General features: G+C 67.4%; 23 protein-coding genes and 1 tRNA gene. 12 read left to right on the forward strand and 12 right to left on the reverse strand.

Going from position 1 to position 21,452, the window contains the following annotated elements; translation table 11 throughout:
• Positions 1 to 37: 37 nt before the first annotated feature.
• Positions 38 to 120 (reverse strand) — tRNA-Tyr (locus ACJH5R_RS03110).
• Positions 121 to 199: 79 nt separating this feature from the next.
• On the opposite strand from ACJH5R_RS03110, the gene ACJH5R_RS03115 reads away from it, so the two are divergent.
• Together ACJH5R_RS03115 and ACJH5R_RS03120 are read left to right on the forward strand one after the other, a co-directional pair.
• On the forward strand, positions 200 to 691 hold the full coding sequence (locus tag ACJH5R_RS03115) for a YajQ family cyclic di-GMP-binding protein (RefSeq protein WP_406781289.1): 492 nt from the start codon (positions 200 to 202) through the stop codon (positions 689 to 691).
• Positions 692 to 737: 46 nt separating this feature from the next.
• Positions 738 to 2,213 carry a flavin-containing monooxygenase gene (locus ACJH5R_RS03120; protein WP_406781290.1) on the forward strand — a complete coding sequence of 492 codons (1,476 nt, stop codon included), beginning with the start codon at positions 738 to 740 and terminating at the stop codon, positions 2,211 to 2,213.
• Between the two features lies 1 nt (position 2,214).
• On the opposite strand, the gene ACJH5R_RS03125 is transcribed toward ACJH5R_RS03120, so the two are convergent.
• On the reverse strand, positions 2,215 to 2,820 hold the full coding sequence (locus ACJH5R_RS03125) for a TetR/AcrR family transcriptional regulator (protein ID WP_406781291.1): 606 nt from the start codon (positions 2,818 to 2,820) through the stop codon (positions 2,215 to 2,217).
• A 25-nt stretch (positions 2,821 to 2,845) separates the two neighbouring features.
• On the opposite strand from ACJH5R_RS03125, the gene ACJH5R_RS03130 reads away from it, so the two are divergent.
• From ACJH5R_RS03130 to ACJH5R_RS03140, 3 genes are all read left to right on the forward strand, one after another.
• Positions 2,846 to 3,610 (forward strand): SDR family NAD(P)-dependent oxidoreductase, encoded by a 765-nt coding sequence (locus ACJH5R_RS03130; protein ID WP_406781292.1) that lies wholly within the window; start codon positions 2,846 to 2,848, stop codon positions 3,608 to 3,610.
• 56 nt (positions 3,611 to 3,666) lie between these two features.
• Positions 3,667 to 4,692 (forward strand): NAD(P)H-dependent glycerol-3-phosphate dehydrogenase, encoded by a 1,026-nt coding sequence (locus ACJH5R_RS03135; RefSeq protein WP_406756368.1) that lies wholly within the window; start codon positions 3,667 to 3,669, stop codon positions 4,690 to 4,692.
• Positions 4,693 to 4,832: 140 nt separating this feature from the next.
• Entirely contained in the window at positions 4,833 to 6,359 is a 1,527-nt protein-coding gene (locus ACJH5R_RS03140) for a SulP family inorganic anion transporter (RefSeq protein WP_406781293.1), read from the forward strand.
• Positions 6,360 to 6,504: 145 nt separating this feature from the next.
• Here ACJH5R_RS03140 and htpX read toward each other — a convergent pair whose 3' ends face one another.
• Together htpX and grcC1 are read right to left on the reverse strand one after the other, a co-directional pair.
• Positions 6,505 to 7,353: a zinc metalloprotease HtpX gene (htpX, locus tag ACJH5R_RS03145; RefSeq protein ID WP_406756370.1), complete on the reverse strand. Its 849-nt coding sequence runs from the start codon at positions 7,351 to 7,353 to the stop codon at positions 6,505 to 6,507.
• Between the two features lie 73 nt (positions 7,354 to 7,426).
• Complete coding sequence (gene grcC1 / locus ACJH5R_RS03150; protein ID WP_406756371.1) at positions 7,427 to 8,443, reverse strand: nonaprenyl/(2E,6E)-farnesyl/geranylgeranyl diphosphat synthase; 1,017 nt, start codon at positions 8,441 to 8,443, stop codon at positions 7,427 to 7,429.
• A gap of 21 nt (positions 8,444 to 8,464) precedes the next feature.
• On the opposite strand from grcC1, the gene menJ reads away from it, so the two are divergent.
• From menJ to ACJH5R_RS03165, 3 genes are all read left to right on the forward strand, one after another.
• On the forward strand, positions 8,465 to 9,697 hold the full coding sequence (menJ, locus tag ACJH5R_RS03155; RefSeq protein ID WP_406756372.1) for a menaquinone reductase: 1,233 nt from the start codon (positions 8,465 to 8,467) through the stop codon (positions 9,695 to 9,697).
• A gap of 90 nt (positions 9,698 to 9,787) precedes the next feature.
• The gene (locus tag ACJH5R_RS03160; RefSeq protein WP_406756373.1) at positions 9,788 to 10,462 is read left to right on the forward strand and encodes a class I SAM-dependent methyltransferase; all 675 of its coding nucleotides are present in this window, start codon (positions 9,788 to 9,790) and stop codon (positions 10,460 to 10,462) included.
• Positions 10,463 to 10,476: 14 nt separating this feature from the next.
• Positions 10,477 to 10,920, forward strand: a complete 444-nt coding sequence (locus ACJH5R_RS03165) for a nitroreductase family deazaflavin-dependent oxidoreductase (protein ID WP_406756374.1) — start codon at positions 10,477 to 10,479, stop codon at positions 10,918 to 10,920.
• 36 nt (positions 10,921 to 10,956) lie between these two features.
• Here the strand turns inward: ACJH5R_RS03165 and ACJH5R_RS03170 are convergent, their stop codons facing one another.
• Positions 10,957 to 11,646: a demethylmenaquinone methyltransferase gene (locus tag ACJH5R_RS03170; protein WP_406756375.1), complete on the reverse strand. Its 690-nt coding sequence runs from the start codon at positions 11,644 to 11,646 to the stop codon at positions 10,957 to 10,959.
• Positions 11,647 to 11,683: 37 nt separating this feature from the next.
• Here ACJH5R_RS03170 and ACJH5R_RS03175 point away from each other — a divergent pair, with 37 nt between their 5' ends.
• On the forward strand, positions 11,684 to 12,391 hold the full coding sequence (locus ACJH5R_RS03175; RefSeq protein ID WP_406756376.1) for a DsbA family protein: 708 nt from the start codon (positions 11,684 to 11,686) through the stop codon (positions 12,389 to 12,391).
• Positions 12,392 to 12,415: 24 nt separating this feature from the next.
• Here the strand turns inward: ACJH5R_RS03175 and ACJH5R_RS03180 are convergent, their stop codons facing one another.
• The 4 genes from ACJH5R_RS03180 to ACJH5R_RS03195 all read right to left on the reverse strand — a co-directional run bounded on the left by ACJH5R_RS03180 (position 12,416) and on the right by ACJH5R_RS03195 (position 15,788).
• A complete protein-coding gene (locus tag ACJH5R_RS03180) occupies positions 12,416 to 12,613 on the reverse strand; it encodes an excalibur calcium-binding domain-containing protein (protein ID WP_406756377.1) in 198 nt (65 codons plus the stop codon).
• 151 nt (positions 12,614 to 12,764) lie between these two features.
• Positions 12,765 to 13,295 carry a DUF3592 domain-containing protein gene (locus ACJH5R_RS03185; protein ID WP_406756378.1) on the reverse strand — a complete coding sequence of 177 codons (531 nt, stop codon included), beginning with the start codon at positions 13,293 to 13,295 and terminating at the stop codon, positions 12,765 to 12,767.
• On the reverse strand, positions 13,292 to 14,947 hold the full coding sequence (gene menD / locus ACJH5R_RS03190) for a 2-succinyl-5-enolpyruvyl-6-hydroxy-3-cyclohexene-1-carboxylic-acid synthase (RefSeq protein WP_406756379.1): 1,656 nt from the start codon (positions 14,945 to 14,947) through the stop codon (positions 13,292 to 13,294). The genes ACJH5R_RS03185 and menD overlap by 4 nt, the downstream gene beginning before the upstream one ends.
• Positions 14,948 to 14,957: 10 nt before the next feature.
• Complete coding sequence (locus tag ACJH5R_RS03195) at positions 14,958 to 15,788, reverse strand: alpha/beta fold hydrolase (protein ID WP_406756380.1); 831 nt, start codon at positions 15,786 to 15,788, stop codon at positions 14,958 to 14,960.
• A gap of 71 nt (positions 15,789 to 15,859) precedes the next feature.
• On the opposite strand from ACJH5R_RS03195, the gene ACJH5R_RS03200 reads away from it, so the two are divergent.
• On the forward strand, positions 15,860 to 16,549 hold the full coding sequence (locus tag ACJH5R_RS03200) for a sensor domain-containing protein (RefSeq protein ID WP_406756381.1): 690 nt from the start codon (positions 15,860 to 15,862) through the stop codon (positions 16,547 to 16,549).
• Positions 16,550 to 16,553: 4 nt separating this feature from the next.
• Here ACJH5R_RS03200 and ACJH5R_RS03205 read toward each other — a convergent pair whose 3' ends face one another.
• Entirely contained in the window at positions 16,554 to 17,507 is a 954-nt protein-coding gene (locus ACJH5R_RS03205; protein ID WP_406781294.1) for an o-succinylbenzoate synthase, read from the reverse strand.
• Between the two features lie 742 nt (positions 17,508 to 18,249).
• Here ACJH5R_RS03205 and ACJH5R_RS03210 point away from each other — a divergent pair.
• Positions 18,250 to 18,951, forward strand: coding sequence for a metal-dependent phosphohydrolase (locus ACJH5R_RS03210; protein WP_406781295.1), 702 nt, complete (start codon positions 18,250 to 18,252; stop codon positions 18,949 to 18,951).
• A gap of 53 nt (positions 18,952 to 19,004) precedes the next feature.
• On the opposite strand, the gene ACJH5R_RS03215 is transcribed toward ACJH5R_RS03210, so the two are convergent.
• Together ACJH5R_RS03215 and ACJH5R_RS03220 are read right to left on the reverse strand one after the other, a co-directional pair.
• Positions 19,005 to 19,838 (reverse strand): amidohydrolase family protein, encoded by an 834-nt coding sequence (locus ACJH5R_RS03215; RefSeq protein ID WP_406756384.1) that lies wholly within the window; start codon positions 19,836 to 19,838, stop codon positions 19,005 to 19,007.
• Positions 19,839 to 19,861: 23 nt separating this feature from the next.
• The gene (locus ACJH5R_RS03220; RefSeq protein ID WP_406756385.1) at positions 19,862 to 20,410 is read right to left on the reverse strand and encodes a TetR/AcrR family transcriptional regulator; all 549 of its coding nucleotides are present in this window, start codon (positions 20,408 to 20,410) and stop codon (positions 19,862 to 19,864) included.
• Between the two features lie 80 nt (positions 20,411 to 20,490).
• Between ACJH5R_RS03220 and ACJH5R_RS03225 the strand changes: the two genes are divergently transcribed.
• Complete coding sequence (locus ACJH5R_RS03225) at positions 20,491 to 21,438, forward strand: aldo/keto reductase (RefSeq protein WP_406756386.1); 948 nt, start codon at positions 20,491 to 20,493, stop codon at positions 21,436 to 21,438.
• Positions 21,439 to 21,452: the final 14 nt, after the last annotated feature.

Genomic DNA, 21,452 nt, shown 5'->3' on the forward strand with positions numbered 1-21,452 from the left:
AACGTCAGGCCCCCTCATTGAGGGGGCCTGACCAGTGTGGCAGGTACAGGATTCGAACCTGTGTAGGCTTTCGCCGACGGATTTACAGTCCGCTCCCATTGGCCGCTCGGGCAACCTGCCGTAGTGCGCCTAGCAGACTACAACGAGGATGTACCTCAGACGCAAACGGCCAGCACAACTCAAGGAGAGGACAGATCTCGTGGCGGACTCATCGTTCGACATCGTCAGCAAGGTCGACCGGCAGGAGGTCGACAACGCCTTGAACCAGGCCGCCAAGGAGCTGGCCACCCGGTTCGACTTCCGCGGCACCGACACCACCATCGCCTGGAAGGGTGAGGAAAACATCGAGCTGGTCAGCTCCACCGAGGAGCGGGTCAAGGCCGCCGTCGATGTGTTCAAGGAGAAACTGATCCGCCGCGACATCTCCATGAAGGCGTTCGACGCCGGGGACCCGCAGCCGTCGGGCAAGACCTACAAGGTCAGCGGCAGCCTCAAGCAGGGCATCGACGCCGAGCACGCCAAGAAGATCAACAAGCTGATCCGCGACGAGGGCCCCAAGGGCGTCAAGTCCCAGGTCCAGGGCGAGGAAATCCGGGTGTCGTCAAAGAAGCGCGATGACCTGCAGGCGGTCCAAGCGCTGCTCAAGGGTGCCGACCTGGACGTGGCCTTGCAGTTCGTGAATTACCGGTAACCGGTACCGCTGGTCCGACCGCCTCCCGGTGCTTAGGCTGAGCATCGTGACTACCGAAGAGGTCGTGGACGTCGTCATCATCGGAGCGGGCATCTCCGGTATCGGCGCGGCTTACCGCATCGCCGAACGCAACCCCGGCACCCGCTACGTCATCCTGGAACGGCGTGAGCGCATCGGCGGGACCTGGGATCTGTTCCGCTATCCCGGGGTGCGCTCGGACAGCAGCATCTTCACGCTGTGCCTGCCGTATGAACCGTGGACCCGGCGCGAAAGGGTCGCCAACGGCGACGAGATCCGCGACTACCTGACCGACACCGCGCGCAAGTACGGCATCGACGACCACATCCGGTTCAACCACCACGTCACCGCCGCCGACTGGGACTCGGCGACCGACACCTGGACGGTGACGGCGGACGAGAACGGCACCCAGCGGACCTACCGCGGCCGGTTCGTCTTCTTCGGCTCCGGCTACTACAACTACGACGAGGGCTACACCCCGGACTTCCCGGGATCCGAGACGTTCGCGGGGACGCTGGTACATCCGCAGCACTGGCCCGAAGACCTGGACTACACCGACAAGAAGGTCGTGGTGATCGGCAGCGGCGCCACCGCGATGTCACTGGTCCCGGCGTTGGCCGAGCGCTCGCGCCACGTCACCCTGCTGCAGCGCACCCCCACGTACCTGATCTCGGCGACCATGTACAGCCGTTTCGTCGACGTGGTGGCAAAACTGTTGCCCCGCAAGTTGGCTCACCCGATCATCCGATTCGTGATGGCCATGTTCGAGGGCTACGTCTGGTTCCTGGCCCGCAAGACTCCCCCGGTGTTGAAGTGGATCCTGCGTCGCACGGCCGTGCAGAACCTGCCGCCGGGCTATCCGGTGGACACCCACTTCAAGCCGCCGTATGAGCCGTGGGACCAGCGACTGTGTCTGATTCCCGACGCCGACCTCTACGCCGAGATCAGCGCCGGGCGGGTCGACATGGTCACCGACCGGATCGACCACTTCGATGCCACCGGGATCGCATTGCAGTCCGGTACGCATCTGGACGCCGACATCATCGTCACGGCCACCGGCCTGCAGCTGCAGGCACTTGGCGGGGTGCGGATCAGCTTGGACGGCACCGAGATCAAGTCCACCGACCGTTTCGTCTACAAGGCGCACATGCTCGAAGACGTGCCGAACCTGTTCTGGTGCGTCGGCTACACCAACGCCTCCTGGACGCTGCGCGCCGACATCACCGCCCGGGCCACCGCCAAACTGCTGGAGTACATGACCTCGCGGGGCTACACCCACGCCTACCCGCACCTCGGCGACGAGCCGATGGCCGAGAAGTCGGCGTGGGACATTCAGGCCGGCTACGTGCTGCGCGCGCCGCACGCGCTCCCGCGCTCGGGCACCAAGCGGCCCTGGAACGTGCGGCAGAACTACTTCGCCGACGCCCTGGACTTCCGGTTCGATCAGATCACCGAATCGATGGTGTTCGGACGGGCCGGGGAGGCGATCCCGCTGGCCGGATAGGTCACGTCTCGGTACGCAGCGCGGCGATGCCGCGGTCCAGTGCGGCCTCCAAGAAGCCGAGATCGCCGGTGGCGAGCAGGATGCCGACGCCGCCCTGGATGCCCGCCAGTAGGGCGGCTGCCGCCGAATCGGCGTCGATACGCCCCGCCATCTTGCCGCCCTGCTGCATCGCGCGGATCCCGGTCGCGATCTCGGCATGCCATTGCCGGATCAGCGACGAGGTAACGGCTTGGGCCGCCGGCGTGGTCCGCCCGAGTTCGGACATCAGTACCGCCAACGGGCAATGCTGCCCCTGACGTCGGTACCGCTCGACGACGGCGTCGCGCCAGCGCTGCCAGGCCGCCCAGGACGTGAGCTCGCCCAGGTAGGGCTGCTGATCGGCCAACACCCGCGCGGCCTCGTGTTCGGCCACCGCGAGCAGCAACTGTTCCTTGCCGCCGGGAAAGTAGTGGAACAGCTGACTCTTGGAGGTCTGGGTGCGCGCCCGGATGTCATCGAGCGTGGTGGCCGACACCCCGCTGGTACGGATCTCCGCGGCGGCGCCCTCGATGATCCGCCACCGGGTGGCCGCCCCCTTGCTGGTCAATTTCTGGACTTGCGGGTCCATTTTGATAGGTGAACTATCTGGACTCATGAGTCCAAACATTACCCGGCTTGCAGGCCGCACAGCATTGATCACCGGTTCTACCGCCGGACTGGGGGCCGGCATCGCCACCGCATTGGCCGAGGCCGGCGCGTCGGTCCTCGTCAGCGGACGCGATTCCAAACGCGGCGCCGACGTCGTGCAGCGCATCGAATCAGCGGGCGGCAAGGCCACGTTTATCGGCGCCGATCTGGGCGCCGGCGGGAACGCGGTCACCCGGTTGGCCGCCGAGGCGACCGCCGCGGCCGGCGGTTCGATCGACATCCTGGTCAACAACGCGGCCATGCTGCTGATGCCGTCGCCCACCGCGGAGGTTCCCGAGCAACAGATCCGCGACGCGTTCGCGATCAACGTGTTCGCCCCGTTCCTGCTGACCGGCGCTCTCGCGCCCGCGATGGCGCAGCGCGGCAGCGGCGCGATCGTCAACGTCGGTTCGATCAGCGGGCTGATCGGTTCGGCGAATTCAGCGCTGTACAGCGCGACTAAGGCCACCATCCACTCGCTGACCAAGTCGTGGGCCGACGAATACGGCCCCTCCGGTGTGCGCGTCAATACCGTTGCCCCCGGACCGATCCGAACCGAGCGCAACGCGGAGTTCGAACCGCACGTGGCGCCCGTGCTGGCCCGGATTCCGTCCCGGCGGATGAGCACCGTGACAGAGGTTGCCGGCGCCGTGGTGTTCCTCGCCAGTGACGAAGCCGCCAACATCCACGGCACCACGCTCTCGATCGACGGCGGCTGGTCCGCCGTTTAGGCGACATGTTCACAAACCGTGGGTGCGGCAGTGGCGACGGCAATACGCTGTCGCTCATGCCTGCTGCTACTCGTACACCCAATGTCGTCGTGCTCGGAGGCGGATCGTTCGGTACCACGGTGGCGTCCATCTGCTCGCGCCGTGCGCCGACGCTGCAGTGGGTGCGATCGGAAGCGACCGCTGCCGACATCAACGACAACCATCGCAACAGTCGCTACCTGGGCAACGATGTCGAACTCAGCAGCACGCTGCGCGCCACCACCGATTTCGCCGAAGCCGCGCACTGCGCCGACGTCGTCGTGATGGCCGTACCGTCACACGGCTTCCGGGGAGTGCTCGAAGAGTTGGCCACCGAGCTGCGCCCCTGGGTGCCGGTGGTGTCGCTGGTCAAGGGCCTGGAGCAGGGCACCAACATGCGGATGTCGCAGATCGTCGACGAGGTGCTGCCCGGGCATCCCGCCGGCATCCTGGCCGGACCGAACATCGCCCGCGAGGTCGCCGAGGGTTATGCGGCGGCGGCGGTGCTGGCCATGCCCGACCCGGGCCTGGCCTGCGAACTGGCGTCACTGTTCCGCACCAAGCGATTCCGGGTTTACACCACCGACGACGTGGTGGGGGTCGAGATGGCCGGCGCACTGAAGAACGTGTACGCGATCGCGGTCGGAATGGGCTACTCACTGGGGATCGGGGAGAACACCCGGGCCATGGTGATGGCGCGTTCGGTGCGCGAGATGTCTAAGCTCGGCGAGGCGATGGGCGGAGCCCGCGACACTTTCGCGGGCCTGGCCGGGATGGGCGACCTGATCGTCACCTGCACCAGCCAGCGCAGCCGCAACCGCTATGTCGGTGAGCAGCTGGGCTCCGGCAAGCCGATCGACGAGATCATCGCGTCGATGAACCAGGTGGCCGAGGGGGTGCGGGCCGCCAGCGTGATCATGAAGTTCGCCGCCCAGTACGGCCTGAGTATGCCGATCGCGCGCGAGGTCGACGGCGTGATCAACCACGGCTCCACGGTGGAGCAGGCCTATCGCGGACTGATCGCCGAGACCCCCGGGCATGAGGTGACCGGCTCTGGCTTCTAACTGTGTGATTCCTGTACGTTCGCTCCGAATGTGTTACATGTGTTTACTTCCTGGACATGTCACATTCCATCACTGGCAATAAGGCATGAATAACTTCTCTGCATCTCAGCAATATCTTATGAGGGCAGGGGAACTACCGGATGCTGACCGCGCAAGCCGACGTCAAATCACGAGCCAACGCACGAAGAGCCTGGTCCCGCTCGGTTCTCCGGCACGACCTACCCGCCTCCCTGGTGGTGTTTCTGGTCGCTCTGCCGCTGTCGCTGGGTATTGCCGTTGCCTCCGGCGCACCGGTGCTGGCTGGCCTGATCGCCGCGATCGTCGGCGGGCTCGTCGTCGGCGCCCTGGGCGGATCACCATTGCAGGTCAGCGGGCCGGCGGCCGGGCTGACAGTTATCGTCGCGGATCTGGTGGGGCGCTTCGGCTGGAAGGTGACGTGCGCAATCACCGTCGGCGCCGGGGTGCTGCAGGTCCTCCTGGGACTGAGCCGGGTGGCGCGGGCCGCCCTGGCGATCTCGCCGGTCGTGGTGCACGCGATGCTGGCCGGAATCGGCATCACGATCACCCTGCAGCAGCTGCTCGTCCTACTCGGCGGCCGCTCGGCGAGTTCGGCCTGGGAAAACCTCGCCAGGCTGCCGGAGGGGCTGATCGAGTCCCATGGGGCCGAGCCGATCCTGGGCATCCTGGTGATCATGACCATGCTCGCCTGGCGATCGGTACCGGGACCGCTGGGCCGCATTCCCGGGCCGCTGGTCGCGATTGCCGGAGCGACAGTGCTGTCCTTGCTCTTCTCGCTCGAGGTGCGGCGCATCACCCTGGACGGATCACTGCTGGATGCCGTGCAGCTGCCCGCGCTGCCGGACGGCAACTGGACTGCCGCCTTCATCGGGGTGGTCACCGTGGCGTTGATCGCCAGCGTGGAAAGCCTGCTCTCGGCGGTGTCGGTGGACCGGATGCATACCGGGCCGCGTACCGCTTTCAACCGCGAACTGATCGGGCAAGGCACCGCGAACGTCGCCTCGGGATTGCTGGGTGGGCTGCCGATCACCGGGGTGATCGTCCGCAGCGCCACCAACGTCGCCGCCGGTGCGAAGTCGCGGGCGTCGGCGTTCCTGCACGGCGTGTGGATCCTGCTGTTCGCCCTGCCGTTCGCGGACTTGGTGCAGAAGATTCCCACTGCGGCATTGGCCGGCCTGCTGATTACCGTCGGCGTTCAGCTGATCAAGATGATTCACATCGAGACGGCCTGGCGCAGCGGCGATCTCGTCGTCTACCTGGTGACGGTTGCCGGCGTGGTGTTCCTGAACCTGCTGCACGGCGTGCTGATCGGGCTGGTGCTGGCGATGGCCTTGACGGGCTGGCGGGTGATCCGGATGAAGATCACCGCCGCGCACAGCGACGACGAGTGGGTGGTGACCGTGTCGGGCGCGTGCACCTTCCTGGCGCTTCCCCGGCTGACCAACGTGCTGGCACAGATTCCCGCCGGCTCGCACGTCACGCTCGCCATCCGGACCACCTACATCGATCACGCCGCCGAGCAGACCCTGGAGGATTGGCTGCGGCAGCATTGCGCTACCGGTGGCACGGTGCTGGTTCCCAGTGAATCGCGCTCCACAGCGGACGCAGCCGACGCATGCGCCACCTGCGCACCATCGAGGCTGGGGTGAGATGAGTGTGAATCGGATAGCGCATCCGATATCACCAGTCGGGCAGGCCAGTCGGCGGCCGGTCGGCCAACTTCTGCACGCGATTCGACAAGCCACATATCCCCAAGCGCGGGTGCGAAAGTGGCAGGTGGGGCGTCCGGGTGCGCTAGCCGCGGGCCATCGCCTCTAGCCGCCGAATCCGGTCGGCCATCGGCGGGTGGGTCGCGAACAGCTGACCGACCTTCTCCCCCGCGCGGAAAGGGTTGGCGATCATCAGATGCGACTGGCTGGCCAGTTCCGGCTCGGGCGGTAGCGGGGCGAGTTCCACACCGTCGGAAATCTTGCGCAGCGCGGACGCCAGCGCCAGCGGGTCACCCGAGAGCACCGCACCGGACTCGTCGGCCTGGTACTCGCGCGACCGCGACACAGCCATTCGCACCACCGACGCGGCCAGCGGACCTACCAAGGCGACCAGCAGCATCGCCAGCGGGTTGCCGTCGCGCCGGTTGCCCATGAACATCGCCATGTTGGCCAACCCGGTGATCACCGAGGCCAGTGCGCCGGCCACGCACGAGATCAGGATGTCGCGGTTGTACACGTGCGACAGCTCGTGCCCCAGCACCGCACGCAACTCACGCTCGTTGAGCAGCCGCAGAATTCCGCTGGTGCAACACACCGCGGCGTGGCGCGGGTTGCGGCCGGTGGCGAAGGCGTTGGGTGCGTTGGTGTCGCTGACGTACAACCGGGGCATCGGCTGGTGGGCGGTGGTGGCCAGCTCCCGCACAATCCGGTAGATCTCCGGTGCCTGTACCTCGGTCACCGGCTGGGCCCGCATCGCCCGCAGCGCCAGTTTGTCGCTGTTGAAGTAGGTGTAGGCGTTCATCCCCACGGCGAACAGCACCGCCACCCACATCATCTGTGGCCCGAACGCCCGGCCCACCAAGACGATCAACGCCGACATCACGAACAGCAGAAAGAACGTCTTCGCCGTGTTGTGGTGCGGGTGCCAGGTCATCGACTTCCTCCTTGGAGAACGACCATCGTGCTCATTAAACGCCGCCGCGGTCGCACGAGTTCCGCAATCGTGGTCAGCCGTGCCGGTTGACGGTGTAGTCGACCAACCCGGCCAACGCCGCGCGACCGACGCAGTCGGGCAGCTCAGCCAGCTCCGCGCGGGCCTGCGCGGCATAGTCGGCCACGGTCTGCTTGGCCTTGACCATCCCCGCCGACGCCCGCAGTAGCCCCAGCGCCTCCTCGACCGCCGCGTCCTCGGTGACCGGGCCGGCCAGCAGCTCCCGCAACCGCTCGGCGTCGGCACCTGTCTCCTGCAGGGCGTAGAGCACCGGCAGCGTGTGCACGCCCTCGCGGAGATCGGTGCCGGGCAGCTTGCCAGACTCGTCGGGGTCGGAATCGATGTCGATGATGTCGTCGGAGATCTGGAAGGCGGTGCCCACGATCCCGCCCAGCCGGGCCAGTCGCTCGATCTGGTCGTCGTCGGCACCGGAGAACGTCGCACCGAACCGGCCCGACGCCGAGATCAGGCAGGCCGTCTTCTCATAGACGACCTTGAGGTAGTGCTCTATCGAGTCCACGCCGTCAGCCGCACCGCGGGTCTCGCGCATCTGTCCGGTCACCAGTTGGGCGAAGGTCTCGGCGATGATCCGCACCGCATCCGGGCCCAGCCGCGACACCAGCCGTGACGCGGTGGCGAACAGGTAGTCGCCGGCCAGGATCGCGATGTTGTTGCCCCACCGCGCGTTGGCACTCGGTGCCCCACGGCGGATCTGCGCCTCATCCATCACGTCGTCGTGATACAGCGTGGCCAGGTGCACCAGCTCGATCACCGCACCGGCCACCGTCACCTGCCAGGCGTCCGGCTCGGGTCCCAGCTGGGCCGACAGCACCGTGAACAGCGGACGGAACCGCTTTCCGCCGGCGTCGAACAGGTGGGTGACGGCCTCGGTCATCAGGCCGTCACCACCGCGCAACTCGGTGTCCATCAGCTCTTCGATGCGGGCAACCCCGTCGCGGACTCGGTCCGCGAAACCCGGGTCCCCCAAGCCGCCGAAATCCAACCCCGCCACCACGTTCGCCGGTGTCCTCACGGCTCCAACATACTGGTCACTGTGAGTTCGCAGGCTGATGTGGTGGTGGTCGGTGCGGGACCGGCGGGGTCGGCGGCAGCCGCCTGGGCCGCGCGGGCGGGCCGCGACGTGCTGGTGGTCGATTCGGCCGTCTTCCCGCGGGACAAGCCCTGCGGTGACGGCCTGACCCCGCGGGCCGTCGAACAGCTGGAGTTACTGGGGCTCGGCGAGTGGCTGGACAGCCACATCCGGCACCGTGGTCTGCGGATGGCCGGCTTCGGTGGCGAGATCGAAGTGGACTGGCCCGGCCCGTCGTTCCCGTCCACCGGCAGTGCGGCGCCGCGCACCGAACTCGACGAACGCATCCGCAAGGTCGCCGAGGAGTCCGGGGCCCGGATGTTGTTGGGCGTCAAGGCCGTCGGGGTCCATCACGACTCGTCCGGGCGAGTGCGCTCGGTGGTGTTGGCCGACGGCGCGGAGGTCAGCTGTCAGACGCTGATCGTTGCCGACGGGGCCCGCTCCACGCTGGGCCGCGTGCTGGGCCGCCAGTGGCACCAGGAGACGGTGTACGGGGTGGCCGCCCGCGGCTATCTGGCCTCGCCGCGCAGCGACGAACCGTGGCTGACGTCGCATTTGGAGCTGCGCTCCCCCGAGGGCGAGGTGCTGCCGGGCTACGGCTGGATCTTCCCGCTGGGCAACGGCGAGGTGAACATCGGCGTCGGTGCGCTGGCCACCGTCAAACGACCCGCCGACGTCGCGCTGCGGCCGCTGATGTCCTACTACGCCGACCTGCGCCGCGAGGAGTGGGGCTTCGAGGGGCCGGTGCGTGCGCCGGCCAGCGCCCTGCTGCCGATGGGCGGCGCGGTCTCGGGGGTCGCCGGGCCCAACTGGATGCTGATCGGCGACGCCGCGGCCTGCGTCAACCCGCTCAACGGCGAGGGCATCGACTACGGCCTGGAAACCGGCCGGCTGGCCATTGAGTTACTGAGCGCCGCTGGACATTCTGCTGACCTCTCGCAGGCCTGGCCGGAGTTGCTGTCCGCCCACTACGCACGCGGGTTCTCGGTCGCGCGACGCCTCGCGCTGCTGCTGACGTTCCCCCGGTTCCTGCCGGCCACCGGCCCGATAGCGATGCGCTCGACGATGCTGATGCGGGTGGCGGTGCGGGTGATGGCCAACCTGGTCACCGACGATGACGCAGATCTGGTGGCGCGGGCCTGGCGCGGCGGGGGGCGGATGTCTCGGTTGATCGACCGCCGCCGCCCGTTCTCCTAGCGCCGGGAACTTGGGGGCGGCTGCTGGGGCGCCGCAAAAAGATATATCAACAACATTGACATGCATCAGGGGCGTTGATATACCGGGGTAATGAGCGATTCATTGGATCTCCAGTTCGACGCCGCCTACCGTGGCGAATCCGAGCAAATGGGCTTGGGCGCCAAACCACCGTGGAGTATCGGGGAACCCCAACCCGAGCTGGCCACACTGATCGAGCAGGGCAAGTTCCACGGCGATGTCCTTGACGTCGGCTGCGGCGAGGCCGCCATCTCGCTGCACCTGGCTAAACAGGGGCACACCACGGTGGGGCTCGACAGCTCGCCCACCGCTATCGAGCTGGCCCGCGCCGAGGCCGCCAAACGCGGCCTGACCAACGCCTCCTTCGAGGTCGCCGACATCAGCAATTTCTCCGGCTATGACGGCCGGTTCGGCACCATCGTCGACAGCACGCTGTTTCACTCGATCCCGGTGGAGGCCCGTGAGGGCTACCAGCAGTCCATCGTGCGGGCCGCCGCGCCGGGGGCGTCGTACTTCGTGCTGGTCTTCGATAAGACCGCCATCCCCGAGGGCCCGCCATTCGCGGTGACCGCTGACGAATTGCGTGAGGTGGTCTCGAAGTACTGGGTGGTCGACGAGATCAAGCCGGCCCGGCTGCACGCGGTGTTCCCCGACGACTTCCCCGGGTTCGGCGGCGTCGGGCTGCGCGACGAAGCGGGTGGGCGCAAGTCGGCTGCGGGCTGGCTGCTCTCGGCGCATCTGGGCTGACAGGGAGCGAAGCCATGGCTGACCCGAAGCCGCCGCGCTGGCTCAAACCGGTCAACAAGCTGATGATCGGCCTGCAGAAACTGGGCATCCCCACGGGACCGCCGATGGTGCTGACGGTGCCGGGCCGCAAGTCCGGCCAGCCGCGCAGCACCCCGATGACGCCGTTCACCGTCGACGGCCAGCTCTACACGGTGGCGGGGTTCCCCAAGGCCGATTGGGCGCTCAACGCCCGGGCGGCCGGTGCGGGCCTCCTGCGCCACGGTCGCCACGAACGGCCGGTGCGCATCGTCGAGCTGTCGGCGGAGGCGGCCCGTCCGGTGTTGCGGGCGTTTCCGGTGCAGGTGCCCGTCGGCGCCCGCTTCCTCAAACAGGCCGGCCTGGTGGACCAGGGCACCCCCGACGAGGTCGAGGCGCTCGCCGGCCGAATCGCAGTGTTCCGGTTCGACCCGGCTTCCTAGACCCTTCCTAGGCCTTCCTAGGCCGAGCGCGCGGGGTTAGCGCGGCTTGCGGGCCGAGTGCAGCGCGACGATGCCCCCGGTGAGGTTGCGCCAGCTCACCTCCGACCAACCCGACGCGCCGATCTGCTCCGCCAGCGCGGCCTGATCCGGCCAGGCGCGGATCGATTCGGCGAGGTAGACGTAGGCCTCCGGGTTCGATGACACGGCGCGCGCCACCGCGGGCAGCGCCCGCATCAGGTACTCCTTGTAAGCCGTGGCGAACACCGGCACCGTCGGGGTGGAGAACTCGCACACCACCAGCCGGCCCCCGGGCCGGGTCACCCGGGCCATCTCCCGCAGGCCCGCGGTGTGGTCGACGACATTACGCAGCCCGAAGCTGATCGTGACCGCATCGAACACCTCGTCGCCGAAGGGCAGCTTGGTGGCGTCCCCGGCGACCTTGGGCACGGGCCGACCCGCCCCTGCGGCCAGCATCCCCACCGAGAAGTCCGCCGCCACGCACCAGGCACCCGAGCGGGCCAGCTCCACCGTCGACACCGCGGTCCCGGCGGCCAGGTCGAGCACCTTCTCCCCCGGCTGCAACTCAAGGGCTTTCCGGGTGGCCTTACGCCAGGACCGATCTCGTCCCAGCGACAGCACCGTGTTGGTCAGGTCGTAACGACGGGCAACGCCGTCGAACATCGACGCCACGGCATGGGGGTCTTTGTCCAGGCTCGCGCGGCTCACCCGGTCGACGGTACCCGCCTTTCGATAGGGTGCTGGAATGCGGTCTTGGCTGGGCACATTGGCAGCACTGATGGTATTCGGCGGGGCTTTGGCGGGGCCGGCAGCAGCCGATCCCCCGGCGCAGGAACCCGGCGGTTCAGCGAGCCTCGACGGAGGAGAGGCGAAGCTGGGACCGGCGCATGAACCCGGCACGGCGTGGAGTGCCGACCACTTCGGCGTGCTGGTCGGAGCGGCCTCCGCCCCGGTGCAGCTGGAGATCTTCTGCGACCCGCAGTGCTCCGAGTGCGCGAAGTTCGAGGCGGCCTCCGGCGACGAGCTGGGCTGGCACCTGTCCACCGGAGACGTCGCGGTGACCTACCGGTGGATGACGTTTCTGGATGCCCGCCGCAAAAACGACACCTCCGCGCGCGTCGGCAACGCACTGATGGCAGCGGCCGATCCGGCCACGACGGCCGGCGCCTACCAAACGTTCGTGACCGGCCTGTACCGCAAGGGCGGCACACCCAGCGTGGAGGACATCGCGACCACCGCTCGCGAAAGCGGCCTGCCCGGCCACGTGGTGGACCGGATCGCTGCCGGCCAGCAGGTCGTGGACGCCACGTCGATGAATGCCTTCAACCGCGTGCAACTGCTCTCGGCGAACCCGGAGAGCCCCGGCACCCCGACGGTGTACGACCTGACCACCAAGACGGTGGTGGACACCGACGACGCGGGCTGGCTCGAGCGGCTGGTGCACGAGCGCTAGCGCGTCAGCGCTCCCCAGCGCTATTTATTCGCAGGCGATTCCGTCGCCATCGCGGTCGAGCGCCCGGCGGTATCCGGGCTCGCCCTCGCGGATGGGCGCCGCTCCCGCCGCACGGGCCTCAGAACAGTTCTTGTAGTACGGCTCTGCAGCAGCGATGGGAGCCGTTGCGATACCGACTCCGAATGCGACGAGGCCTGCAAGGACCACAGTGCGACGGATCATGGAATGTCTCCTCACCGTTGAGGGCCGCCGTTTGCTACGAAACGAACAGCATGAAATCCGCAGCAGATTAACAAGTCGTTCTGCGCTCTTCAGCAAAAACAGGCACTAGCGCAAATTTTGAGGACTTTTGGCCCCAGCGACGACTGCCGCACTACGACTGCGCTCTGGCCCACCGTCGTTCGGCGACATTGCATCCCGCCAGCGCCGCAACCCCGATCAGCCAGGCGATCACCGCGACGGAACCGGCCGGAATGACCGCCAGCACCGCGGTCCGGTGCTGGACCCGCACCAGATCCGGGTCGGCCTTGTCGTATTCGACGTAAATCCGCATCCCGGTTGCCAATTCGGAGGGATAGAGCACGCCGAGCTCGGGGCGGTAGGTGATCCGCTCCGGCGTGACGAACTCGATGGTGGAGCGCCGAAATCCCGCGTTGAGCACCTCGGCCTCGGCCACCCCCATGTCGCGCTCGATGGTGATGTCGTTGCGCCACGCACCGGCCACCAGCAACAGCGACTGTAATGTCACCAACGACACCAGGATCACCACGCCGGTACGCGCCCACCGCAGTACACGCGCGGCCCAGGTGTCGCGGGGCAAGGCGCCATTACCGCGAATCAATGTGCGCAACAGCGGCTTCAACGTTCGATAGGCCCGATTGGACCGGTAATCGGGCAGTCTCACAACGCGGCCTTGATCGCGGCGTGCAGCGTCCGCAGCGATGAGCGGTCGGCTTTGACTTCGAGCACCCGCACGCCGCCGGCGGGTTCAGCGAGCACGGCGAGCAGGTCCTCGGTCTCGACCTGCTGGAAATCGACGTGATAGGCGTGGCACAACGCGGCGATGTCGACGTCGTGCGGGGTGCCGAAGATTCGCGACGAGACATCGGCGAACCGGGGGTCTCCTTGCTCCAGCAGCTCGAAGATTCCGCCGCCGTTGTCATTGGAGACCACGATCGTCAGCTGCTGCGGCCTCGGCTCGGTGGGCCCGATCAGCAGCCCGGAGCTGTCGTGGACGAAGGTCAGGTCCCCGATCAGGGCGATGGTGCGCGCGTCGGGGTTCTGCCGCTCGTGTGCCAGGGCGGCACCGATCGCGGTGGACACCGTGCCATCGATGCCGGCGACCCCACGGTTGGATCGCACGGCGACGCCTCGGGCACCCTTGGCGTTGCCCAGCCCGACCAGGGCGGCGTCGCGCACCGGGTTCGACGCGCCCAGCACCAACTGATCCCCGGGGCGCAGCGCGTCGGCCACGGCCGCCGCCACGTGCAGGCCGGTGGTGAGCGGATGGGCCGCCAGTTGCGCGCGCACCGCGGCATTGGCCTGGGCGTTCAGCTCCGCGCAGCGGCGTAGCCAGGCCGGATCCGGCTCCCCGGAGGTGACGGCCCGGGTGCCGGTGGCCTGCGAGTTACCCGACACGTCCGGCCAGCGTGGCCCGGTGGTCAGCGCGTACACCGGCACCGTCGGATCGGCCAGCAGGGTCGACACCGGACGGTGCAGGGTAGGCCGGCCGGCCATGATCACCTGCTGCGGGCGCAGCAGCGGCAGCGCCAGCGGGTGCAACGGATTCTCCGGCATCGGGGCGGTGGGCTCGGCGACGGTGGGCAGCGCCGCCAGGTTGGGGTGCAGCCCCGCACCGTGCCCGGCGATCACCACGGTGTCCGGGGACAGGTCGATGTCGAGGGGCTGGTCGAAGCTGACCGGTGGGGTGAGAGTCCAGGGACGCCCGTGCGGTCGGCCCAGCTGCTCCAGCGGCCGATCCGAATCGGCATCGGGCACCAGCGGTTCGCGCAGCGGGATGTCGAACTGCACCGGACCCGCGTTCGCGGTCCGGGATCCGGTGGCGGCGACCAAGACTCGGCACACCGCCGAACGCCAGGTGGCATTGAGGGCGTCCATCCGCTCGGGGGCGTCCTCGGCCAACCCCAGGCTGATGGCGGCACGCACCTGGGTGCCGAAGTAGCCCAGTTGCTCCATGGTCTGGTTGGCGCCGGTGCCCAGCAGCTCGTAGGGGCGGTTGGCGCTCAGCACGATCAGCGGCACCCGCGCATAGTTGGCCTCGACCACCGCCGGCCCCAGATTGGCGACCGCGGTACCCGAGGTCATCGCCACACACACCGGCGCACCCGCGCCCACCGCCAGCCCGATCGCCAGATACCCGGCGGTGCGTTCGTCGATGCGCACATGCAGCCGCAGCCGGCCCGCCCGGTCGGCGTCGTGCAGCGCGAACGCCAGCGGCGCATTGCGCGACCCCGGACACAAGACCACGTCGCGGACACCACCGCGGATCAGCTCGTCGACGACGATGCGGGCCTGTGCCGTCGAGGGGTTGGTCATTGGTATCAGGTTAGTCGTGCGCCGGGGGCACCGGCGCCCACCGGAACGGCTTGCCGTCGACCTCGGCGAGGAACTCCAGGGCAGCCTTGTTGACCTGGTCCGGCTTCTCGATGAAACCGAGGTGCCCGGCATCGGGGATCTCCAGGTAGCGCGCGCCCGGGATCGCATCGGCGACCTCGCGGCTCAGGTGCGCCGGAGTGACGACGTCGTCGCCGAATCCGATCACCAGCACCGGTTGGGTGATGTTGGCGTAGGCGGGCAGCCGGTTGGTCAACGGCGCCACGTCCAGCTGGCAGCGCAGCCCCGGGGTGTTTTTGACCGGCCACATGGTGAACATCGCGATCCAGTCCTTGATCGCCGCGTCGTCGCTGAGCGTTTTCGGTGAAAAGCTCTCCAGCAGGCGAACTTTGGCTTCGTATTCGGTAGGGAGTTCGGCACCGGATTCGGCGAGCTTCGCCTCGGCCTGGTAGAAGAATTCACGAGCGCGGTCGTGGCGGCCGCGCGTAGCCATCAGGACGGCCGATGTCACCAATTCGGGCCGGGCAAGCATCAATTCCTGAGCGATGAAGGAGCCCATCGACACCGCGACGATGCGGACCGGTCCACAGTTCAGCGATTCGATGAGCTGCGCGGTGTCGGCGACCATGGTTTCGGTGGTGAACCCCGAGGCGTTCTCGGTGGCACCGATGCCGCGGTTGTCGAAGGTGATCGGGCGATACCGGGCGAGCTGGAAATCGCGCACCTGATGCAAGTGCCAGCCGCGGCCGGCGCCGCCCCGCCCGGCGATGAACAGAACCGGCTCCCCATCCTGATTACGGTCGTCGTAAGCGAGGTTGGTCACCAGAGTGAAGGTACGCGACCCGTCGACGCTTTATGGTGTCAGGATCTCAACTGCGCAGCTGGGGGACGGTGATGCGGATACGGAGCGTCGGCTTGGCCTGCACGCTGGCGCTGGCCTGTGCCGTGCTGGCGGGCTGTTCCCGGGTGACCGGTGGCGTGGCGGTGCCGGCCGACCAGGACGGACCCCGGCCGGTGACGGCTGTCATGCTGCCGGAGCTGCTGCTGAAGGCGACCACGGTGAGCGAGATCATGGGCGCGCGCGCCATGCGGGTCAAAGACTCCCGGTCGCGGATGTTCGACTCCGGTCGCCAATTCCCCGAACACGGCTGTCTGGCGGCGTGGATGCCCGTCGAGAAAACCGTATACGCCGACGCGCAATGGACCGCGACCCTCGCCCAGACCCTCACCCAGAGCTCGCAAGACCATTTCGTGATTCAGGCCGCGACGGTGTTCGCCAACCGCGACGCGGCGCAGAATTTCTTCGACACGACCGCGCGGCGCTGGAACTCTTGCGGCGAGCAGACATTCGCGACCGCCAAGGACGGCTACCCCGATACGTCCTGGACGTTTGACGCGGTCGCCGATGTCGACTCAACGGTGTGGATGACCCAGCACCAGGACGACAGCGCGGGTTGGTCGTGTCAACGGGCCCTGCGGGTTACCAACAACGTCGCGATTGATGTGCTGGCGTGCAAGCTCTACGTCAGCGACGAAGCCGTCACGATCGCCAACGGGATCGACGCGCGGCTGCCCAGCGTGTGAGGGTTTACTGCGGCAACAGTTGATGGCAGGCCCGGACCCGGTCGATCCACCACTGGCGCCGCTGTGGCGAAGCGGCTAGGGCGTGCAACCGCGCGGGGTCCGGGGTGACGCGCTGTACAGCCAGGTAGCCATCCTCTTGCGGCGGTGTCTCGGCGATATCGTCGACGAACAGCGATCCGGTGCCCAGCCCGCAGGCGTGCTGCAGGTCCGGCAGCGCGGCCGCTGCACGCAGGCCGGTTGCGATACCGACCGCCGAGTCGATCGCGCTGGAGACCACCACCGGGATGCCGATCTGATCAGCGATCTGCAACAGCGCTGAAATGCCGCCCAGTGGCGCGACTTTCAGCACCGCGATATCGGCGGCCCCGGCTTTCGTGACGGCCAGGGGGTCGGAGGCCTTGCGGATGCTCTCGTCGGCGGCCACCGGCGTATCGATGCGACGGCGCAGCTCCGCGAGTTCGGCGACGGTGGCGCAGGGTTGTTCGAGATATTCCAGTGCACCCAAGGCCTTTGCCGCCTCGACCGCCTGATCGAGGGTCCAGCCGCCATTGGCATCAACCCGCACGGTGGGGATGAGCGCGCGGACGGCTTCCACGCGAGCGACGTCGTCGGCCAGGGTCTGGCCCGGTTCGGCGACCTTGACCTTGGCGGTTTTCGCGCCGGGGAACCGCGCCAGCACCTCGGGAACCCGCTCGGCGTCGACGGCGGGCACCGTTGCGTTGATCGGGATGCGGTCGCGGAGACGTTGGGGCAGTTCGCCATAGGCACTTTCCAGCGCCGAAGCCAGCCAGTGCGCCGCCTCGGGCGGTTCGTACTCGCCGAACGCACCGAACTCCCCCCAGCCGACCGGGCCGTCGATCAGGCCCACCTCGCGCACCGTGATCCCGCGGAACTTGACCCGCATCGGCAGCGCCACCACGTGTAGGCGGTCAAGGATGTCGTCGAGGGGTGGCGGCATCGGTCTATGGTGCCGGTCCGACCGTGAGGTGCGCCAGGTCTCGTTCGAAATTAGAATTCCGTCATGGTCGGTCAGACGCTGCGAGTGAGTAGCGAGGCATTACAGGCTGAAGCGAGCTGGTGTGAGTCGTTAGCCGCCAAGTTAGCGGGCAACAAACTTAACTAACGCGGTCTATTACGAATTTTGGCCGCGGTTCCCAACCACTGGCATCAACTGAAGCACCCGAAGGACATCTGATGGGCAACAAAGACGAAAATCGCGAGGCAACGGTTTTTAGCGACCCGAAGAGAATCGCATAAACTATGGCGTTGGAAGATGCATCACAAAGCGGGCCGCCGCCGATCGACACCAGCGCACGCCCTGAGTGGTTGCGTACGGGGTATAAATTCTTCCCCTATGCCGCCATGCGGTCCGGAAAATGGTGGGTACTGAGATTAAACTACGGGTTCCCCGAGCATGATTTGTACACATTGTTCATCGATGGCGATTGCACTGCCGATGCCACCGGCGACATGAACAGCCAGATACCGCTAGTCGCCAGTATCGGCGCCCTGGAGCCTGGGCTTACAACCACAGATGAACCGACCCTTGACCCAGCTACGGCCGCATCAGTAGTCACGGCCGTAGCGTCATATGTTAATTACGGTAGCGAACGAAACGATCCTTGCATGTTCTGCTCCGAGAATTACGACGGAATGACTCTTGCTTAGCGAAAACTCTGTGGCGTATCCCAAGGAATCCATTGGTCGTCGATGAATCGCAGCGCTACCAGACCGCCGACCTCTTGGCCGCCTGGCAGTCGCTGATCGGAAGGCACAGCGCTGAGTCGGGTAAGACCGACGTCGGCCGTCAGTTGCTTGCCCGTTGGTCCGAACCGCACCGCCGGTATCACAACGTAACCCACCTGCGGAAGGTGCTGCGTCACGTCGATCAGCTCGCGGATCACGCCGCCACCCCCGACGCGGTACGGTTAGCCGCCTGGTACCACGACGCTGTCTACACAGGTTTCTCCGACGATGAGCAGAACAGCGCTGCCCTGGCGGAAAAAGATCTCGCGGACTTGAACGTAGCGCCCGCACTGGTCATCGAAGTCGCGCGACTCGTGCGACTAACCGCCAGCCACAAGCCGGATTCCGGCGATCACAACGGTGAAGTGCTCTGCGACGCAGATCTGGCGGTCCTCGCATCGGCGGCCCAAAGCTACGCTGCCTACGCGGAAGCGATCCGCGCCGAATACGCCCGTGTTTCCGAAAAGGAATTCAGGCTTGGACGGTCGCAGGTCCTGCGTTCCCTCCTCGACGGTCCTGCCCTTTACCGCACGGGGCCGGCACACGCCCGGTGGGAGGCGGCCGCCCGGGTGAATCTCAAAACCGAACTCGAGCGTCTCGATAGCACCGCGCAATCCGTGCAGGCGGACTCGCGCCGAAATCAGCGTTGCTGCTGAGAAGCCAGAATCCAGTGCGGTAGCGCAGGTTGCCGCGACCGACAACTACCTCATCAGCGCCGATGGCCCCCACCCAACCCGAACACCCGCTCGGCGTTCCCGCGCAGATAATCCGCCCGCGCCTGATCACTAGGACCGAGATCGTCGAGACCGTCGAGCGCATGGGCGTGCATGATCATCGGATAGTTGGTGCCGAACAACACTTTTCGCTGCCCGGTGCGGGTTCGCATGAACCGGATCAGCTCGTCCGGCAGCCGCTTGGTGGTGTAGGCCGAGGTGTCGATGTAGACGTTCTCGTGCTTACGGGCCACCGCGACCATCTCCTCGGTCCACGGGTAGCCGACGTGTCCGCACACGATGGACAGTTCGGGAAAGTCCAGTGCCACTTGGTCGATGTAGGGAATCGGACGACCGGTCTCCGACGGTCGCAGCGGGCCGGTATGCCCGACCTGGGTGCAGAACGGCACGCCGAGTTCCACGCACTCGGCGAACAGCGCGTAGTAGCGCCGATCGGTAGGCGGCGCATTCCACAACCAGGGCACCACGCGCAGTCCGACGAAACCGTCGTCGCGGACCCGACGCCGCAGTTCGCGGACTGCCTCCATCGGACGGTCCAGGTCGACGGTGGCCAGTCCTGCGAACCGATTCGGGTGCGCTCGAACCCATCCGGCGACTTCGTCATTGGAGACCAGGTCCATGCCGTTGGGGCCGCGCCACGCACTGAGCAGTCCGAAATCCACGCCCGCGGCATCCATCGCCGACACGGTGGCCTCGATCGGGATCTCCGCGTCGGGCATCGCCCCGCCGGTCCAGCGTCGCAGGGACGCCAACATGTCGTGGTCGAGGAACCGCCGGGTCGGGTGCTGCATCCACACGTCGATGGTCATCGTCCCCACCGTAGACAGCTTGATCAGCCGGTGGCGGCCACTCCGGCGACCAAAAGATCCAACAGGCGCCCGGTCTGCTCGGGCGAGCCACTGGTCAAGAAGATGCCGATGAGGCTGGACACGACGTCGTCGGCGCGCACATCAGCGCGCAGGCTGCCGTCCTGCGCGCCGGCCCGCAGCAGCAGATCGACCGCGCCGACAATGCGCTCGCGCGTCTCGTTGGGCTCCATCGCGCCGGACTCGACGATGGCACGCAACGACTCGGCCATCCCCCGCTTGGCCGCCACGAAGCCGGCGTAGCGGTCCATCCAGCGGCGCAGCGCCACCTTCGGCGGGTGGCGGGTGACCAGCTGTTCGGCGACGGCCGCCACATCGCCCAGTTCGGCGCGGTAGACGGCCTCGACCAGCGCCTCACGATTGGGAAAGTGCCGGTAGAGCGTGCCGATGCCGACACCGGCGTCGCGGGCGATCGATTCGAGCGGAACCGGACTCCCGTCGGAGCCGCCGAACGCGGCGGCGGCGGCCGCCAACAGCCGTTCTCGGTTGCGGCGGGCATCGGATCTCCCAGCCAAAGCGGAGGTACCTCCGTTTCTGTTACGCTGCCTAAGCGGAGGATCCTCCGCATCTCTACCAGTGTCTCACTAGGAGCACCATGACAGACCAACCCCAGCCCGGCGGCCTCGGCCGCATCGGCGCACCGGCCGTGGCGCGTGTCGGCTACGGCGCCATGCAGCTCGACGAGAAAGTCTCCACCGACGACGCCATAGCGGTCCTGCGCCGCGCGGTCGAGTTGGGCGTCAACCACATCGACACCGCGTCCTTCTACGCCGGCGGCGAGGTCAACCACCGCATCCGCAAGGCGCTGGCGCCCTACCGCGACGAGCTGGTGATCGTCAGCAAGGTCGGTGCCGCCTACACCGGCGTCGGCCCGGTACCGCTGACCGCCGCCCAGAAGCCCGGCGAACTGCGGGCCGCCGTCGAGAACGACCTACGCCAACTGGGCCTGGACACCGTGCCGGTGGTCAACCTGCGGCGTTACGACCTCGGCCCCGCCCCGACTCCCGAGGGTGATCAGAACGTCGACCTCGACGACCAGCTGGCCGAGATGGTCGCGTTGCGCGACGAGGGCAAGATCGCCGCGATCGGTATCAGCAGCGTGGGACTGGAGGTGCTGCAGCGCGCCCTGCCGGCCGGGATCGTCTGCGTGCAGAACGCCTACAGCCTGGTCGACCGCACCCAAGAGGACGCGCTCGACTTCTGCGCCGACGAAGGCATCGCGTGGGTGCCGTACTTCCCGCTCGGCTCGGCGTTCCCCGGCTTCCCCAAGGTCACCGACCACGCCGTCGTCCGCGAGATCGCCGACGAAACCGGCGCCACCCCGGCCCAGATCGGACTGGCCTGGCTGCTGACCACCTCGGCCAACACGTTGCTGATCCCGGGCACCGGATCGCGCGCCCACCTGGAAGAGAACATGAAGGTGGCCGACATCGCGCTGAGCGACGACGCCATCGCCCGGCTGGACGCGATCACCGCCCCCGGGCAGGGCCCGGACTATGCGGCGAGCCTGCGCGAAGCGTTCCGGCAAGCTCCGGAGTCCTGACGCCGCCGCCCCGG

This window comes from Mycobacterium sp. SMC-19 (genome assembly GCF_045310815.1).
GTDB lineage: Bacteria > Actinomycetota > Actinomycetes > Mycobacteriales > Mycobacteriaceae > Mycobacterium.

What these genes read in the sequence shown, in the direction of transcription:
- ACJH5R_RS03125 (WP_406781291.1), bottom strand. Translation starts at nt 2,820, where the DNA reads ATGGACCCGCAAGTCCAGAAATTGACCAGCAAGGGGGCGGCCACCCGG.
- ACJH5R_RS03130 (WP_406781292.1), top strand. Translation starts at nt 2,846, where the DNA reads ATGAGTCCAAACATTACCCGGCTTGCAGGCCGCACAGCATTGATCACC.
- ACJH5R_RS03135 (WP_406756368.1), top strand. Translation starts at nt 3,667, where the DNA reads ATGCCTGCTGCTACTCGTACACCCAATGTCGTCGTGCTCGGAGGCGGA.
- ACJH5R_RS03140 (WP_406781293.1), top strand. Translation starts at nt 4,833, where the DNA reads ATGCTGACCGCGCAAGCCGACGTCAAATCACGAGCCAACGCACGAAGA.
- htpX (WP_406756370.1), bottom strand. Translation starts at nt 7,353, where the DNA reads ATGACCTGGCACCCGCACCACAACACGGCGAAGACGTTCTTTCTGCTG.
- ACJH5R_RS03160 (WP_406756373.1), top strand. Translation starts at nt 9,788, where the DNA reads ATGAGCGATTCATTGGATCTCCAGTTCGACGCCGCCTACCGTGGCGAA.
- ACJH5R_RS03165 (WP_406756374.1), top strand. Translation starts at nt 10,477, where the DNA reads ATGGCTGACCCGAAGCCGCCGCGCTGGCTCAAACCGGTCAACAAGCTG.
- ACJH5R_RS03175 (WP_406756376.1), top strand. Translation starts at nt 11,684, where the DNA reads ATGCGGTCTTGGCTGGGCACATTGGCAGCACTGATGGTATTCGGCGGG.
- ACJH5R_RS03180 (WP_406756377.1), bottom strand. Translation starts at nt 12,613, where the DNA reads ATGATCCGTCGCACTGTGGTCCTTGCAGGCCTCGTCGCATTCGGAGTC.
- menD (WP_406756379.1), bottom strand. Translation starts at nt 14,947, where the DNA reads ATGACCAACCCCTCGACGGCACAGGCCCGCATCGTCGTCGACGAGCTG.
- ACJH5R_RS03200 (WP_406756381.1), top strand. Translation starts at nt 15,860, where the DNA reads ATGCGGATACGGAGCGTCGGCTTGGCCTGCACGCTGGCGCTGGCCTGT.
- ACJH5R_RS03205 (WP_406781294.1), bottom strand. Translation starts at nt 17,507, where the DNA reads ATGCCGCCACCCCTCGACGACATCCTTGACCGCCTACACGTGGTGGCG.
- ACJH5R_RS03215 (WP_406756384.1), bottom strand. Translation starts at nt 19,838, where the DNA reads ATGACCATCGACGTGTGGATGCAGCACCCGACCCGGCGGTTCCTCGAC.
- ACJH5R_RS03225 (WP_406756386.1), top strand. Translation starts at nt 20,491, where the DNA reads ATGACAGACCAACCCCAGCCCGGCGGCCTCGGCCGCATCGGCGCACCG.